Genomic DNA, 15074 nt, shown 5'->3' on the forward strand with positions numbered 1-15074 from the left:
GTGCTTACGGACGCTGCTTCGGTTTTGGCTTGCCGCGCGGACCGGCCGGACGCGCTCCGTCGCCCGCTCCGGAGACGTTGGCATTGCCCTGCACCGCGCCCACTGCCTGCGGATTCGCCAGCGGATCAGCCACACGCGACTGACCGCGCACCGAAGGTAACGCGGAGCCCGGACCGCCGCTATTGCCGCCTCGCTCGGCGAGCACCTGTGCGAGCCCCATGCCGCGCAGCGATGCTGCGGTCGCGGCCGCTACGCCACCGGCCATGTCCCGCTCGATGTCCTGTCGCAACGTGAGCAGCTGTTCCTCGTTGGCCGACGCCATCACCAGCGTCACCACGCGCGGTGCGATGGAATCCGCCGGCACACCCTTGTTGATGAGGTAGCTCACCATGTCGAGCGCGGTCGAGACACGCACCGTGCTCCGCGCGAGGCGAAGGCGTTCGAGTTCCCGCACATTCACGCCGGCACGCAGCGCATCAGCGCCTGCGGCAATGTCGCGCGCTGTCGAAGACGGACCCAGCGCCGCGCGCGCCCGGCGCAGGTCCACCACCAATCCGCGCACGACCTGCACGATGACCTGGCCGTTCGCCTGCTTGCTGGCGCCCTCGAGCGCCTTGTCGATCAGCGGTTCGGTGGGCAGCCCCTCACCACGGGCCGCATCAACGACGGCAGACACCGCTTCACGCGTCCGCTCGTCGAGCCGACCCGCCAGACGGGGATCGTCACCGAGCCAGGTGTACGCACTGAGCGCGGCGACACCGGCCAACAGTGAGAGGGGACGTGTGAAGGCGCGCATGGGTTACTGCGGAATCTTGACGGTGACGACGGAGTTCGGCGATCCAAAGTCGCCCGAAACCATCGGGGCACTCGGGTCGATCGAATGGCGCTTGCCGTCGACAAGGAACTGGTACTCGTGGAGCCCCGGCACCAACGGGATGGTAACGATCCAGGCGCGATGGGTCGCGTCGTACGTCATGGGCGTCGCGCCGGCGTTCCAATCGTTGAAATCGCCGATCAGCGACACGGTGGTCGCCGTGCTGTCCGAAAGGATGAACTGCACCGGCTGCGCCTCGGCGGAGCGGTCGATCGGCGCATTGGCGACAGGTTGGAGCTCCATGCCGCTCGTGGCCGCGACCTGCGGAGTCGCGTCGGACTTGCGAGTCGCAAGGACACCAATCGCAGCGATGCCGGCGAGGGCGGCCGCCGCAGCGAGCCCACCCAGCGGGGCCGGCACGGCGAACGTGCGGCGATACCAGGGCAACGGCGCCAGGGGCGCACGCCTCGTCGCGATGGAGATGACGTCCGGATCCAGGGCGGCCATGACGCGCTCGTCGAAGCGCGCATCGAACCGCACTGGCTCCTTCAGCTCCTTCGCCAGACCATCGATGAATGGATCCTTCTCGTCAATCACCCTGAACCTCCTGCAACAGGACGCGCAGCCGCTCACAGGCCCGCTTGACCCGCATCTTCAGCGCCGAGACCCCGACTCCGGTGATCTCCGCAATCTCTTCGTACCCCAGATCCTCCACATGCTTCAGGAGGAACGCTTCCCGCTGCTCCGGTTCCAGCTTGAGCAGGGCTCGCTGGATCTCTTCGCGCCACGCATTTCGTTCCGCCGGGTGGTCGTGCGACGCGTCGAGGAGCGCAACGTCGTCGTGAACGAACGTGCGATCTCGCCGCCCCTTGCGCCCCCCCGCCGTCCGACAACGGTTGGCCAGAATGCGAAACAACCAGGATCCGAACCGCGCCGGATCATCGCACCTCGCCAACGATCGGTAGGCTCGGACGAAGGCATCCTGCAGCGCCTCCTCCGCATCCTCCCGCGACCCGAGCATCCGCACGGCATACCGCCCGAACTGAGCCCGGTACCGCGCCACGAGGGTGGCGTAGGCGGCAGTCTCACCTGCCAACACCCGAGCCACGATCGAAGCGTCGTCGTCGTTCTGAATAGGGAGACCCTGCGAAGGCGTCATTGGTCAACGTCGCAACACAATTGGCGAGCGGAGCCGTGAGGCAGAACTTGCGTAAAACGAAGCAAATACACGGCTTACGGACAGTGACGCGGGTCACGTTATTGGAGCAGGCCCAAGGGCCAACTGGCAGGTTCACGTTGCCGAGGGGACGCTATTCGGTTGGCGCCCGTCACCAGACACCGAGCGGCCTCTCGCTAACCCCTGGGACCGACTACCCACTCCCGACTGATGGAATCTGGTCCATGCCCACGGTAGAAGCGCTCGCCCTTCCTTGCCATTTGTACCAGCAGCTCGCACGGCAGGAATCGCCCGGGATAACGGAACTCCAGGTCCTCGAGGTGCTGAACGATCGACGCCGGTCCGATCGTGTCGATGTAGCGGAAGGGGCCGCCACGCATGGGCGGGAACCCGATTCCGAACACCGCACCCACGTCACCATCCCGCGGGCTGCGGATGATGCCCTCCTCCAGACACCTCGCGGCCTCGTTCACCATCACGAGGGAAAGCTGGCGCTGGATGTCAGCGATCGGCACCTCGTGGCGCTGGGCGCCCGTCGGCAACAGCGCGTACACCGTGGTGTCGACGTCACCCTTCGCTCCGGCCTCGTCGTAGTGATAGAAGCCTGACTTTCCCTTGCGACCGAGTCGACCGGCCTCGATCACGGCGCGCAGGGACTGCGATGGGGCCAGTCGGTCGCCAAAGGCCGCATGAAAGATCGCCCCCGACTTGCCGGCGATGTCGAGCCCCACTTCGTCCAGCAGCGTGATCGGACCAACGGGGAAGCCGAAGGCGAGCATCGCCTCGTCGATCGCCTCGATCCTCGCGCCGATATCGAGCAGGCGACCGGCTTCATTGATGTATGGCGACAGGATCCTGTTGACATAGAACCCGGGCGAGTCGTGCACGACGATCACGGTCTTCCCCAGCGTGCGGCCGAACGCCACCGTACTCGCGATCACGCCTGGCGCGGTCTGCGGGGTGATGATCACTTCGAGCAGCGGCATCTTGTGCACCGGCGAGAAGAAGTGCATCCCGATCACGCGCTCGGGACGCACCGACGCCTCGGCGATGCGGCCGATCGGCAGGGTACTCGTGTTCGACGCGATGATCGCGTGCGCCGGGACGATGGCCTCAACCTCGCGAACGACCTTGTGCTTGGTGTCGAGATCCTCGAAGACGGCCTCGATGATCAGGTCAGTTCCGCCAAAGCCCGTGTAGTCGATCGTGCCGCCGACGAGGAGCATCTGGTCGTCGAACTGCTGGCGGGTGATGTGGCGCTTCACCAGGCGTTCCTGCAGCACGTCGCGCACCGCGGCCAGGCCCTTGCCCACCCGTTCCAGTCCGGCGTCCTTGAGCCGCACGGGAATCCCGGCCTGCGCCGCGACGGCCGCGATCCCTGACCCCATGAACCCGGCGCCGAGCACGCCTAACGCGTTCACGTCATGCGCCACGGCGACCGCACTCGCGCCGTCCGGCGCCCGCACGCCGTTGTCCTTGCGGAGCGCCGTCGTGGCGAAGAACAGGAAGATCAGCTCTCTGGAGGCGGGCGTCTCCGCCATCTCCCCGAACAGCCGCGCCTCTTCGGCGAATCCGCGCTCCCGACCCTGGTAGCCCGCCGCCACGGCGTCGATGGCGGCGAGCGGAGCCGGGTACAGGCCCCGCGTCTTCTTCATCGTGACCTCGCGCGCCCGACGCAGCACGATGGAGCGGCCGATGGGGTTGTCATCGAGCAGCAGGCTGCGCGCCGAGCGCGAACGCGCGCTGGCGTTGCGCCGACGCTGGCCGGCCGCGAGCTCGCCCGCGCGTTGCACGGCAATCGTCCGCAGAATCGCGGGATGCACGAGGTCGTGGACCAGGCCGAGTTGTGCCGCCTTTTTCGCGCGCACGTTCTTGCCCGTGAGGATCATGTCCAGGGCGGCCTGCAGACCGATCGTCCGCGGCAACCGCTGGGTACCCCCGGCGCCCGGAACCAGCCCGAGCTGCACCTCGGGCAGGGCGAGCACCGTTTTCGGGTGGTCGGTCGCCACGCGCCACGCACACGCGAGCGCCATTTCGAGCCCGCCGCCGAGACAGGCCCCGTGGATGGCGGCCACGACGGGGAGCCGCCCGCGTTCCAGGCGTGCCAGCATCGCATGGCCCTCGCTCGAAGCCGCACTCGCCTGCGCCCCGGTCGTCCACTGCACAAACTCCTCGATGTCGGCGCCGGCGATGAACGAATCGGGCTTCCCGCTGAGGATGACCGCGGCCTGCACTCGCGGATCCGCCTCGAGTCGGTCGAGCAGCGCCATGAACTCGTCCTTCACCGCGCGCGAGAACTTGTTCACCGGCTCGCCGGGGAGGTCGAACGTGATGACGGCGATACCGTTCTCGTGCACGACCTGCAGGGCCGGTGGCATCCGGAGCGCGTGAGGGGAAGGCGAATGCCGCTCGTCAGGCACGTTCAACGACCATGGCAAAGCCCAGTCCTCCCGCGGCGCACACAGTCATCAGTCCGAACTGGCCGCCACGACGCGTGAGTTCGTTGCAGAGGGTCGTGGTGATGCGGGCGCCGGTCGCCCCGAACGGATGCCCGATCGCCACCGATCCGCCCATCACGTTCAGTCGGGACCGATCCACTTCGCCCACCGGGGACGAAAAACCCGCACGTTCGGCCCACGATCTCGACGCGAGCCCCCGGAGGTTGCACAGCACCTGCGCGCTGAACGCCTCGTGCATCTCCACGAGATCGATGTCGGCGAGCGTGAGCCCGGCGCGCTGCAGCGCCACCGGCGCGGCGAGCACCGGCGCCATGAGCAGCTGCTCCCCGGGATCGAGTGCGGCGTATGCGTACGAGCGAATGAATGCCAGCGGCGAGAAACCGAGGGTCCGTGCACGCTCCTCGCTCATGAGCAACACCGCCGCCGCCCCGTCGGTAAGCGGCGAAGCGTTGCCAGCCGTGACGGTACCATAACGTCGGTCGAAGACCGGTTTGAGCGCGGCAAGCTGTTCGAGGCTCGTGTCTTCGCGAATGCCGTTGTCGCTCGCCACGGGCGTGAACGCGGGTGGCACCCACATCGGCGCGATCTCGGCGGTGAGCCGTCCGTCGACCGTGCCCGCGTGTGCCATTCGATGCGAGCGCAGCGCGAACTGATCCTGCTCGTCGCGCGTGATCCCGTTGATCTTTGCCATCTTCTCCGCAGACTGCCCCATCGTCTCGCCCGTCGTGGGTTCGGCAATGGCCGGCGTCACCGGCACCAGGTCGCGCGGGCGGAGGCGTGCCAGCGCGCGCATTCGTGCAGCAAGCGTGCGCGCCCGGGACGCGGCCACGAGCGCATCCGAAAAGCCGCGCGAGTGCAGGATCGGGACGTTCGACAGCGACTCCGCGCCGCCGGCGATGGCCACGTCCGCATGGCCAAGCACGATCTGGTCCGCGGCGTCCGTGATGGCCTGGTTGGCCGACGCGCACGCGCGGGAGACACTGTGCGCCTGCACCCCCTTGGGGAGCAGGGGAATCAGCGACACTTCGCGCGCGATGTTCGGAGCCTGCACCGAGGGGACAACCGTCCCGAACACCAGCAGCTCAATCAGGTCCGCGTCGACGCCCGAGCGGCGCAAGAGCTCTGCGACGCACTGACGACCAAGCTCGATCGCCGAGAGCGACCTGAGGATGGAACCCGACTTTGCGAACGGCGTCCTGACGCCGGCGACGATTGCCACGCGTCGCCCGTTTCCGTAGGGGGCCATGCGCCGAAACATACAGGCCCTCGCCTGAACGCGAGGGCCTGTGAAAAACGTGGGGCCGTGTCGGGGAACTACCGGATCAACGTCTTGACCGCGGCCACGAGGCGCCGCGCATCGGCCTCGTTGAACTGTTCGAGGAGCGTTCGATCGTTGTCGCCCTTGAGCTGCTCGAGCTTGATGAGCCCCGGACCATCGCCGTGCTTGTACCTGACGACGATGCGCTTGTCGCGGTACTCGATGTCACGAATCTCCGACACCGGCACCACGATCTCCTTCTGCATCAGTTTGTTCACGCTCGAGCGGACGACGTCTTCGATCATCGCCCCGACGTTGCCATGGCTCTCGTTCTCCATGCCGCGCTTCATCGCCGAGTCCACGTGTTCGCGAAGCGAGTCGGAAAGGCCAGCGACGAGATTGTTGTCGCGCAGGGAGAGAAAGGCAGCCCGATTGTTCGTGAAGATGCGAACCTGATGTGCGTCATCACGGGCGAGCGACACGGACGTGACGGGTGTCGAGGGGGCCAGGGGAACCTCAGGCGGTTCCGGCGGCTCGGGAGCTTCGGGAGCTTCGGGAGCTTCGCTCACGATGACACGCTCGTGCCGATCGCCGCGAAAGGCCTGGCCAATCTTGTAGACCCCGAGAACGCCGGTGAGGACCACGGCGAACACGAAGAGCTTGGTGATGAAGCGCATAAGGCCTCGTGAGCGGGAAGGTCAGAGGGCGCCGACCCAGGTCAGCGCCCCTTGTCCTACGGTCCCTTGTACGACGGAGTGTCAGCCCAGGCTTCACGCGCTCGCCCCATCCGTCCAGCGGTCACCGGCGCGCCCGTACCCTCCCATCCCGTCCGTCGGACTCAGCGGATGGAGAACCTGCTCGAGTAGACCATGACCACACCAAACCGGCTGTTGTCGAAACGACGGGTGTCCATCACCGTCGTCCCGAGCTCATTGCCGCGAATCGCCAGGACGGCCTCGACATCGGTGAGAAAGATCTGGTCGGGGCGCAGGTTCACCGGAAGCTCATCGAGGAAGAGCTGCCCGCAGTAGCCTTGTCCCGAGAACCGGACGCAGCCGCTTCCCGTCCCGTTGGGCATGCTCACACCCAGCAGGCGCCCGGTCCGGATCAGGTCGGCGAGGGTGATGTTGCGCTCGCGAAGTACGGCGAGCGAGTCCGGCCCGATCCAGCGCGACATGCCGGACATCGCTGACGCGCCAAACACGCGGCGCAGGCTCTCGTTGAGCGACTCCTTGACCCCCATCTCGGCCTGGCGTCCGGTAAGGAACACCGTATCGGTGAGCACTTCCCCTTCGGGGAGTTCGAAGGCTTCGGTGGTCATGGGGAGGAAGCCCTTGCGCCGCACCATCAGCGTGTACTTCCCGGGCTTGTCCGCCTTGACGGCGAATCCGCCAAAGACATCGGTGGTCGCCGTGTCCACCAGCGCGTCGCGCTTGCCGAGGAGGGCGACCTGAGCGCGCTGCGCCGCCACTTTACCTGCCCCGACAACGACGATGCCTTCAAAACGCTGGGCGGCCAGAGGGCCGGCGAGGGCGAGTGACGCCGCGACGGCCAGTGAGATCGTGCGCATCTTGTCCGGTCCGTTGTTCGTGTACGGTGATACACCATACCCGGGCCGAGCCCTACGGTTGCCGGGCGTCGCCCCTATTGGCCGTGGATCGTGACCAGTTCGACGATCTTGAGGCGCCGAGTGCGGGCCGGGAGCTTGAGGAACGCGACCTCGCCGATGGCCTTCCCCACCAGGGCGCGGCCGATGGGAGACGCCATGGTCACGTGACCGTCGTCAAAGTTGTCCGAATCGCCAAAGACCAGGTGGTAGGTCTCCACGGACCTGGTGTCCTGGCACTCCACAATGACCTTTGAGCCGAGCCCGACCTTGTCCACCGGGATCTGGGCCATGTCGACGGAGGCCAGTTTGCTCAGCCGCTGGCGGAGCTGACCGAGCCGAGCCTGCACGAACTGCTGACGTTCGAGCGCGGCCTTGTATTCGGAGTTTTCACGCAGGTCGCCCAGCTCGACAGCCTTCCGGATCTCGTTGGGCAGCACGACGTTGAGTTCGTGCTGGAGCTTCTCGGCTTCGGCGGAGAGCTTGGCCTTGAGTTCTTCGAGCATCGGACGGGCACCAAATAAAAGGGGAGCGCCCGGCCTTTCCGGGCCGGGCGCCACACGCACAAGGTCAAGCTAAGGCGTGACCCCCGGCATTTCAATTCGGTCCGCTGGGGGCTGGGGCAGCGCCGGTGTGGGGTGTCGTGCATGATCCGCACCAGTGCAATCGCGTGGACCAGTCGTGCGTGAGCACGGGGCGGGACGTGTGACCGCGACGGTCGAGAGTCGCGTACTACCCGGGCTCGGTTCGTCCCTCCACGCAGGTTCCACCTAGCGGCCACACGGCCGCCCGGCCAATTATCTCCGCGTGAACCCAATCCAGCGCAGTGCCGGCCTTGCCCGGTCCCTTCTCGTCGTCTTTGGCCTGGCCGCGTGCAAACTCGACGACCTGAGTTCGTCCCTGGAGCCGGAGGTCGGTACCGGTCAGGTCTACACGCTGGTGACGGTGAACGAGCGTGCGATTCCGCTGACGTTGACGGAGAACGGGATCAGCTTCGAGATCCAACGCGGCGCACTGACGCTGGCGGCGGACTCTTCGTGGATCCTCTCGTTCGTGGTCCGTCAGGCAGGCGCCGGTGCCAGCCAGCGCACCGTGTCCACGCAGCGCGGCCGGTATACACACCCGCAGGTCAATACGGTGCGGCTCACGCCATCGCCCACCGACACGGTGGCGAGGTTCCTCGGCACGTACAGCCCGACGGCGGTGGTGCTCACGGATCAGTCGGTGCCTAACGGCGACCGGCTCGGCTTCACGAAATAGTCGTCCGGCCCGCGCGGCCGCGCTTCACCCGTGTGCTCCTCGGCGTGACGCCGCGGCGAACTCGTCCCGCAGCGCCTGCATGAGCGCGTTGCGGCGCTCGTAGAGCCGGCGAGGCTTCCGCTTCTTTCTCCTGGCCAGCGCGTACGACGCGAGCAGCGGCAGCGCCACGGTGGAGTCGAGGTAGCAGACCACCGCATCGGGCAGACGATCAGGGTCGATCTTCCCCCAGCTCACGGCCTCGGCAGGCGTGGCGCCGCTCAGGCCACCGGTGTCCGGGCGTGCATCGGTGATCTGCAGGAAGTAGTCGTGCCCCTTTTCGTCGATGCCGAGCACTTCCTGGATCTGCGGCTCCGTCTGGAGCGCAAAGTTCTTGGGGCTGCCGCCACCGAGGATGACGATGGCGCTGCGGCCGCCACCGCGCTTGGCGTTCAGCACGATGGCCGCGGTCTCGTTCACATCGGCGTTTGGATCGATCACGCATTTGTTGCCGTCGAGCGAGAGCGCGGCGACGTTCATGCCGATGGAGGAATCGCCGGGAGACGACGTGTAGATCGGCACACCGTGCTTGTAGGCCGCACTCAGCAGCGACTTCTGGCCGATGCCCAGCTTGCGCTCACGTTCGGCCACGTATTTCCCGCACAGCCAGTGGAACTCGGCGCTCGACATCGACCGCTGGAACTCCTTGCCCTGGACGATCGCGCGAAAGAACGCGTCGGTGGACAGCAGCACGTCGTAGTCGAAGAAGATGTCGTAGATGCGCACGACGCCTTCTTCGCGCAACACGACGTCGGAGATCATCGGATTCCCCCGGTGCATGGAGAGGCCGAGGCCGAAGTGCGTGTCGTGGTAGAGATTGGCGCCGGTGGAGATGATCCAGTCGACAAAGCCTGCTTCGATGAGGGGGATCACGGCGGCCATCCCGAGGCCAGCAGGCGTCAGCGCACCGGTCATCGTGAGGCCGATGGTGACGTCGTCGTCGAGCATCTTGGCGGAGAACAGCTGACAGGCCTCGCGCAGCCGGCCCGCGTTGTACGCGAGGAAGGTGCCCTCGATCAGGTCCGCGATGCGCTCCTTGCCATTGATCTTGCGCGGATCGATGCTGCCGCCACGGAGGAATCTCGAGGCCGGCGCGGTGGCTGCGCCCTTGCCCGCTGCTTCGCGGGCTTCGGCCGCGGCCTTCTGTGAGGCCTTGGGCCCGGAGGCCGAAGAGCGCTGCACATGCGTGCCCACGCGCGACGCCTTGAGTCCGAGCAAGCGGCCTCCGTTCGCCTTCTTTGGTTTCATTGCGTCTCCGTCTGGGGTCGCGACGTGTCGACCAGTGCGTCGTACGCCGCGATGACCGCCGTTGCAGCTACCTGCGGGTCGTCGGTGATCAGCATGAGGTCCATGTCCCCGGGCGAGATCTTCCGCTCACCAAGGACGCGCGACTGCACCCAGCGCACGAGACCGGCCCAGTAGTGCGTGCCGAACAGGATGACCGGGAACTGGTTGATCTTGCCGGTCTGGATCAGCGTCAACGCTTCGAACAGCTCATCGAGCGTGCCAAACCCACCCGGGAAGATGATGAACGCGTTCGAGTACTTGATGAACATCGTCTTCCGCACAAAGAAGTAGCGGAAGTTCACGAGCGTATCCACGTACGGGTTGGCGCCCTGTTCGAACGGCAACTCGATGTTGCAGCCAATGGATCGCCCGTTGGCGAGGCGCGCGCCCTTGTTGGCGGCCTCCATGATCCCCGGCCCGGCACCGGTGATGATCGCGAAGCCAGCCTCGGCCAGGAGTCGCGCGGTCTCCTGCGCGGCCTGGTACTGCGGATCGTCGGGCCCCGTGCGCGCCGAGCCGAAGATGGTGACGCCCTTGACGACGTCGGCTAGCACGTCAAAGCCCTCGACGAACTCCGAGGTGATGCGCATGACGCGCCACGGGTCGGTGCGGGTGAAGTCGTCGCGCGGCCCGGGCTGCTGCAGGAGCTTGGCGTCCTCGGTGATGGCGAAGGTGTCGCGGATCGAGGTGTCGATGGCGCGATGTGCACCGCTCGTCCTGGCCGTGGACACTTCCGACGGCGGCGTGCGGCCCGCGGCGCGGTGCCCCTGCTCGGTGCGCTCCTTGAGCCCCTCCACTGCTTCCTGACTCGCACTTCGGAGCGTAGATGGGTTCATCGAGCGTCCGCCGGCCGTCTTTGGGCCACGAATGCGCGGTTTCCGGTTTGCCATCGATAGCTTTGGAGTGGAGTATTGCCGTGCCCAAGCGCGCCTGAGTTTAATCTCCCACCACATGCCCGTCATCATCCTCGTCGCGGACGGGGCGCGTCCGGACACCCTCGCCGCCGCGATGGACCGAGGCGAGCTCCCGGCGCTGACTCGCCTGCGTGCCGAGGGCGGAGCACACACGATCGTGACGGCGTGGCCTTCGGTGACGGGGGTGGCATACACACCGTTCCTGATGGGCCGCTATCCCGGCCCGGTGGGGCTGCCGGGCCTGCGCTGGTTCGACCGGAGCCGCCGCATCAGCGGGTTGTTTGGCCACTCACGAAGCTACGTGGGCTCCGAAATGCGGCAGGTCGATGGCGATCTTGCCACCGAGGCGCCGACGATGTTCGAGCTCACGAGCCCACGGCTCGGTGCGCTCGCCGTCATCCATCGAGGACTGCCGTGGCGCAGTCGGCTGGGCTTCGGTGCGCGGTTCGTGGCGAGGGCGGCGGTGACGCACTTTCGCGGGAACGTGCGCGGATGGCTGGCCATCGATCGCGATATCGGCAGCACGCTGGCGCGACGCATCCGGCGCGAACGGCCGGAGTTCGTGTTCGCCGCCCTCACCGGCATCGACAAGACGTCGCACTCCGAGGGCCACGACTCGACCGTGGTACGTGAGGCGATGCAGATCGTGGACGGGACCGTGGCGGAGATCCGGCACGACGCCGAGCGCGCGGGCACCTGGGAGCACACGCACGTGTGGGTGGTGAGCGACCACGGGCATTCGCCGGTGAGGTTTCACGACGACCTGGCCGAGCTGTTTCGCGGCAACGGATTCCGCACGCTGGCGCACCCGTGGACGTTCGGGAACTCGCACCAGATCGCCGTGATGGTGAGCGGAAATGCAATGGCGCACCTGTACCTCGACCTGTCCAGAAGGGATCGCCCGTTCTGGCCGCAGCTCGCAGGCAAGTGGGGCGAGCAGATCGACGCGCTCACCTCGAGGCCCTCGGTGGATCTCGTGGTGCTTCCGCTGTCACCCTCGCGATGCGAGGTGCGCGGCAACGGGCGCGGCGCGGCGATCATTGTCGCCGAGGGGGGTCGCTACAGCTACCACCCGGAAACCGGCGACCCGTTAGGCATCGGCGACGTGGCCTTGGTCGATGCGACGGACGCGTTCGATGCCACCTGGCAGAGCGACTACCCCGACGGTGTGGTGCAGATCGCGCACCTCGCCGCCTCCCCTCGCTGTGGCGAGGTGCTGCTTTCGGCCGCGCGCCAGTGGGACTTCAGGGAGCGCTACGAGCCGATTCCCCACGTGTCCTCACACGGGGCGCTGCATCGCGAACACATGCTGGTGCCGCTGGTCACAAGTCAGCCCGCATCGCGCGTACCGCGCCGGACCGTGGACGTGATGCCCTCGGCGTTGCAGGCGCTGGGCAGGGCCATTCCACCCGGGCTGGACGGAGCTTCGTTTCTCTGACGAGCGGGCCGCGACGGCCGGCGCGTGACGATCTCTTGACTGCGAGATCGAGGGACGACGTCGTGACTTCCTTCGGTGCGGATGCTGCGGTGCCGTCTTGCGGATGGGCCCAAAGCGTGAGAGGATCGATGCGTCGAGCGCGCGTCGCGCTCGGTTCACTCTGGAGACCACCATGTCGATGCGTCGTGTTTCGCTCGTCCTATTCTCGCTCGCGGCTGCCTGTTCGAGCAGCGGCGGCGCTGGCGGAACCGCCTCCGCGTCGGCGGCTGCGCCTGCGCGCCGCGGCAACGCGAATCTGATTTCGGAAGCGGAGGTGCAGGCGATCCTTGGACAGGCGACCAATGCCTACGACATCGTCGAGCGCCTGCGCCCGCAGATGCTGCGTCCTCGCGGCACGTCGATGGGCGCTCGATCCGACGGCACTGGCGCCGCAGTACAGATCGGCATCGTCGTCTACATGGACGATGTGCGCGTCGGCGAGGTCGGCAACCTGCGAACGGTCCTGGCCACTCAGGTCCGGGAGATCCGTTTCATCTCCGCCACCGACGCCACGCAGCGTTGGGGCACGGGTCACGGAAGCGGGGCGATCCAGGTCGTCTCCAAACGGTAGCCAACAGCGACGATAGCGAACGACAGGGACTCGAGGGCCGTGTGCCTTCGAGTCCCTGTTGCGTATCCGGCCGTGCGACCTTCGCTACGGAACCACCGCGGGCTTCGGTTCGATCTTCACGATCCACAACCCGTTGTACATGTCGTTCACGTAGGCAAGGCCGTCCTTCACCACGACACCCCAGGTCATCGCGGTGTTCTTCACACGGCCGTCCATGTCCGCCGTGTTGAGGTGGCCGATTTCGCGCCCCTGGGCGCGGAGGTCGCCTCGCAGCTCACCGCTCACGTCAAACGCCCGGAAGCCGCCGTTGTAGGCGCCCATGTAGAGCGTGTCGCCAGCGACCCATACGTTGTGCACGCCACCGAACTCGGGCTCGTAGTGCGCCACGGACCTGGGGTTCGCCATGTCGCTCACGTCGATCACCTGGAGCCGGCCATAGGCGCGACCCGCGGCCGCGTCCTTTGCCCCCTTTACGCCGCCGGCCGGGAAGACCTCGTCGGCGATGAAGACGTAGTTCTTGTGACGCCACGCCGTGTGGGTGCCACGAATGAAGCCCGGGCCACCCGAGGCCTCGACGTCCCGATACAGCGCATTCAGGTCGTACTTGAACTGCGACACGAGCACCGGATTGCTCGGACTGCCGCCCTTGATGCCGTTGCCCACATCGAGGATCACGAGCCCGTCGTTCCACCAGCTCCCGTAGAGCAGCCCGTCCTGAACATCGATGTCGTGCAGCGTACGGCCGACATCACCGTGCGCCTTGGGCGTCTTCCACTGTGCGACTTCCTTTGGCTTGTACGGATCGGAGATGTCGAGGACGTGCAGCGCACCGGTCCCGTCGTTGGTGAGGTAGACGTGCGTCCCGTACTTTGGCTGCTGGTGAATGAAGGCCGAGTGCACACCCGAGGTGACACCGTCGGTGAACTCGCTGATCACTTTGGGGTGCGCCGGATCCTCCAGCGAGCAGATCACGATGCCGTTCTTGCGGTCACTCGCGCCTTCGCGCGTGAAGACGAGGTACCTGCCGTCCGGCGTGGTCATCACGTCGTTGACGCGACGCGTGTTGGCCACGATGGAGTCGGTCACGGTGGGCTTTGACGGATCGCTGATGTCGATCGCGTACATCACGTCACCGCCACCGCCCGAGCCAAGGTACGCGAACTTCCCGTTCGGGTGGATCCACACCTCTTCGGTGGAGAAGCGCGTACGTGGCAACCGACCAACGACCGACAGCGGGCGACGCACGTCGCGCTCGGTGAGTCGGATGACCGCCTGCGCGGTGCGCGTCCCCTGGCTCGCGGTGATCACGTATTCGCCCGGCTCATAGCCGGTGAAAGCGCCGTCCTGGCCGATCACCCCGCCACCCGGCGAAAACGACCACCCGGTGGCGAGTCCCGCCAACTCGCGCCCGCGGGCATCCCGTGCGGTTGCCTTGAGTCGGATCACATCTCCCTGCCGCGCATCCACGCGTGCGGGGAACAGCTCGAGCGTGGACACTTGCCCGTTCACCACGTCCACCGGCACGGTCACGCGGGCAGCGCCAGCCGTTCCCGTCACATTCGCGCGCCCGGCGCTGACCGATGTGAGCATGCCGTCCTGGTCCACGCGGACGATCGACGGTGCGCTCGAGCGCCAGGAGACGCGCTCGTCTGGCCGTGGATCGCCGGTCCTTGAAAACACCTCGCCGCCCAACCGGAGCCGCTGGCCGATGGCCATGCGGACCGAGGCACTGCTGGGAGTGATCGAGGCGGCGGGCCCCGGCACCATGCGGACTTCGATGCGCTCGACCTTGGGGCGAGCGCCCGGCGCCAGCGCCACCACCGCGACCGGAAGCGTACCGGTCGCGCCCGCGGTCACGAGCCCAAGCGAGTCGACGTCACCCTCGAACCGAGCGCCCTGCGCCTGAAACCGCACGCGCACGCCGGGAATGGAACGCCCGGAGGCGTCGAGCGCTTGCGCCGTAAGACGCAGGGTGTCGCCCGCATTCACGACGGGCTTGGACGGGGAAACGACGATGCGGGCGACCTCGACGGTGCCTTGGGCCTGAACGACCGATGCGGCAGCGAAGAGGAGCGCGAGCGACAGCGACGGCTTCATGGGATCCAGGGTCGGATGGTGGCGGAGGCGGTGGAAGAATGGCAGGCGCGGCGCGGCGGGGCAACGCGCCGAGCCACGGATCGCCACCGACCGCTGCTCGGACAGAGCACCCCCGCAT

General features: G+C 67.0%; 14 protein-coding genes. 3 read left to right on the forward strand and 11 right to left on the reverse strand.

Features of this window, described 5'->3' with window-relative positions; translation table 11 throughout:
- Nucleotides 1-4 precede the first annotated feature (4 nt).
- The 8 genes from IT361_04115 to IT361_04150 form a co-directional block, all read right to left on the reverse strand.
- On the reverse strand, nucleotides 5-796 hold the full coding sequence (locus tag IT361_04115; protein ID MCC6316856.1) for a hypothetical protein: 792 nt from the start codon (nucleotides 794-796) through the stop codon (nucleotides 5-7).
- A 3-nt stretch (nucleotides 797-799) separates the two neighbouring features.
- Entirely contained in the window at nucleotides 800-1411 is a 612-nt protein-coding gene (locus tag IT361_04120) for an isoamylase early set domain-containing protein (protein MCC6316857.1), read from the reverse strand.
- Nucleotides 1404-1973, reverse strand: coding sequence for an RNA polymerase sigma factor (locus IT361_04125; protein ID MCC6316858.1), 570 nt, complete (start codon nucleotides 1971-1973; stop codon nucleotides 1404-1406). The genes IT361_04120 and IT361_04125 overlap by 8 nt, the downstream gene beginning before the upstream one ends.
- A gap of 194 nt (nucleotides 1974-2167) precedes the next feature.
- Entirely contained in the window at nucleotides 2168-4369 is a 2202-nt protein-coding gene (fadJ, locus tag IT361_04130; GenBank protein MCC6316859.1) for a fatty acid oxidation complex subunit alpha FadJ, read from the reverse strand.
- Between the two features lie 34 nt (nucleotides 4370-4403).
- Entirely contained in the window at nucleotides 4404-5696 is a 1293-nt protein-coding gene (fadI, locus tag IT361_04135) for an acetyl-CoA C-acyltransferase FadI (GenBank protein ID MCC6316860.1), read from the reverse strand.
- A gap of 68 nt (nucleotides 5697-5764) precedes the next feature.
- Nucleotides 5765-6385 (reverse strand): hypothetical protein, encoded by a 621-nt coding sequence (locus IT361_04140; protein MCC6316861.1) that lies wholly within the window; start codon nucleotides 6383-6385, stop codon nucleotides 5765-5767.
- 161 nt (nucleotides 6386-6546) lie between these two features.
- Nucleotides 6547-7278 carry a carboxypeptidase regulatory-like domain-containing protein gene (locus IT361_04145; GenBank protein ID MCC6316862.1) on the reverse strand — a complete coding sequence of 244 codons (732 nt, stop codon included), beginning with the start codon at nucleotides 7276-7278 and terminating at the stop codon, nucleotides 6547-6549.
- Nucleotides 7279-7352: 74 nt separating this feature from the next.
- Complete coding sequence (locus IT361_04150; GenBank protein ID MCC6316863.1) at nucleotides 7353-7820, reverse strand: GreA/GreB family elongation factor; 468 nt, start codon at nucleotides 7818-7820, stop codon at nucleotides 7353-7355.
- Nucleotides 7821-8121: 301 nt separating this feature from the next.
- Between IT361_04150 and IT361_04155 the strand changes: the two genes are divergently transcribed.
- Complete coding sequence (locus IT361_04155; protein MCC6316864.1) at nucleotides 8122-8574, forward strand: hypothetical protein; 453 nt, start codon at nucleotides 8122-8124, stop codon at nucleotides 8572-8574.
- A 24-nt stretch (nucleotides 8575-8598) separates the two neighbouring features.
- Here the strand turns inward: IT361_04155 and IT361_04160 are convergent, their stop codons facing one another.
- Nucleotides 8599-9858: a deoxyhypusine synthase gene (locus IT361_04160; protein MCC6316865.1), complete on the reverse strand. Its 1260-nt coding sequence runs from the start codon at nucleotides 9856-9858 to the stop codon at nucleotides 8599-8601.
- Nucleotides 9855-10733, reverse strand: a complete 879-nt coding sequence (locus IT361_04165) for a TIGR00730 family Rossman fold protein (GenBank protein ID MCC6316866.1) — start codon at nucleotides 10731-10733, stop codon at nucleotides 9855-9857. Before IT361_04165 ends, IT361_04160 begins: the two co-directional genes overlap by 4 nt.
- A 115-nt stretch (nucleotides 10734-10848) precedes the next feature.
- Between IT361_04165 and IT361_04170 the strand changes: the two genes are divergently transcribed.
- Together IT361_04170 and IT361_04175 are read left to right on the forward strand one after the other, a co-directional pair.
- Nucleotides 10849-12249, forward strand: coding sequence for an alkaline phosphatase family protein (locus IT361_04170; GenBank protein ID MCC6316867.1), 1401 nt, complete (start codon nucleotides 10849-10851; stop codon nucleotides 12247-12249).
- A 172-nt stretch (nucleotides 12250-12421) separates the two neighbouring features.
- Complete coding sequence (locus IT361_04175; protein MCC6316868.1) at nucleotides 12422-12859, forward strand: hypothetical protein; 438 nt, start codon at nucleotides 12422-12424, stop codon at nucleotides 12857-12859.
- 84 nt (nucleotides 12860-12943) lie between these two features.
- Here the strand turns inward: IT361_04175 and IT361_04180 are convergent, their stop codons facing one another.
- Complete coding sequence (locus IT361_04180; GenBank protein MCC6316869.1) at nucleotides 12944-14956, reverse strand: Ig-like domain-containing protein; 2013 nt, start codon at nucleotides 14954-14956, stop codon at nucleotides 12944-12946.
- Nucleotides 14957-15074 lie beyond the last annotated feature (118 nt).

It is taken from the genome of Gemmatimonadaceae bacterium, assembly GCA_020846935.1.
In the GTDB taxonomy this organism is placed as follows: domain Bacteria; phylum Gemmatimonadota; class Gemmatimonadetes; order Gemmatimonadales; family Gemmatimonadaceae; genus RBC101.

Excerpts from the sequence above, each read along its gene's own strand:
- IT361_04165 (MCC6316866.1), bottom strand. The coding sequence starts at position 10,733 with ATGAACCCATCTACGCTCCGAAGTGCGAGTCAGGAAGCAGTGGAGGGG.
- IT361_04145 (MCC6316862.1), bottom strand. The coding sequence starts at position 7,278 with ATGCGCACGATCTCACTGGCCGTCGCGGCGTCACTCGCCCTCGCCGGC.
- fadI (MCC6316860.1), bottom strand. The coding sequence starts at position 5,696 with ATGGCCCCCTACGGAAACGGGCGACGCGTGGCAATCGTCGCCGGCGTC.
- IT361_04115 (MCC6316856.1), bottom strand. The coding sequence starts at position 796 with ATGCGCGCCTTCACACGTCCCCTCTCACTGTTGGCCGGTGTCGCCGCG.
- IT361_04125 (MCC6316858.1), bottom strand. The coding sequence starts at position 1,973 with ATGACGCCTTCGCAGGGTCTCCCTATTCAGAACGACGACGACGCTTCG.
- IT361_04160 (MCC6316865.1), bottom strand. The coding sequence starts at position 9,858 with ATGAAACCAAAGAAGGCGAACGGAGGCCGCTTGCTCGGACTCAAGGCG.
- fadJ (MCC6316859.1), bottom strand. The coding sequence starts at position 4,369 with ATGCCACCGGCCCTGCAGGTCGTGCACGAGAACGGTATCGCCGTCATC.
- IT361_04170 (MCC6316867.1), top strand. The coding sequence starts at position 10,849 with ATGCCCGTCATCATCCTCGTCGCGGACGGGGCGCGTCCGGACACCCTC.
- IT361_04140 (MCC6316861.1), bottom strand. The coding sequence starts at position 6,385 with ATGCGCTTCATCACCAAGCTCTTCGTGTTCGCCGTGGTCCTCACCGGC.
- IT361_04150 (MCC6316863.1), bottom strand. The coding sequence starts at position 7,820 with ATGCTCGAAGAACTCAAGGCCAAGCTCTCCGCCGAAGCCGAGAAGCTC.
- IT361_04175 (MCC6316868.1), top strand. The coding sequence starts at position 12,422 with ATGTCGATGCGTCGTGTTTCGCTCGTCCTATTCTCGCTCGCGGCTGCC.
- IT361_04180 (MCC6316869.1), bottom strand. The coding sequence starts at position 14,956 with ATGAAGCCGTCGCTGTCGCTCGCGCTCCTCTTCGCTGCCGCATCGGTC.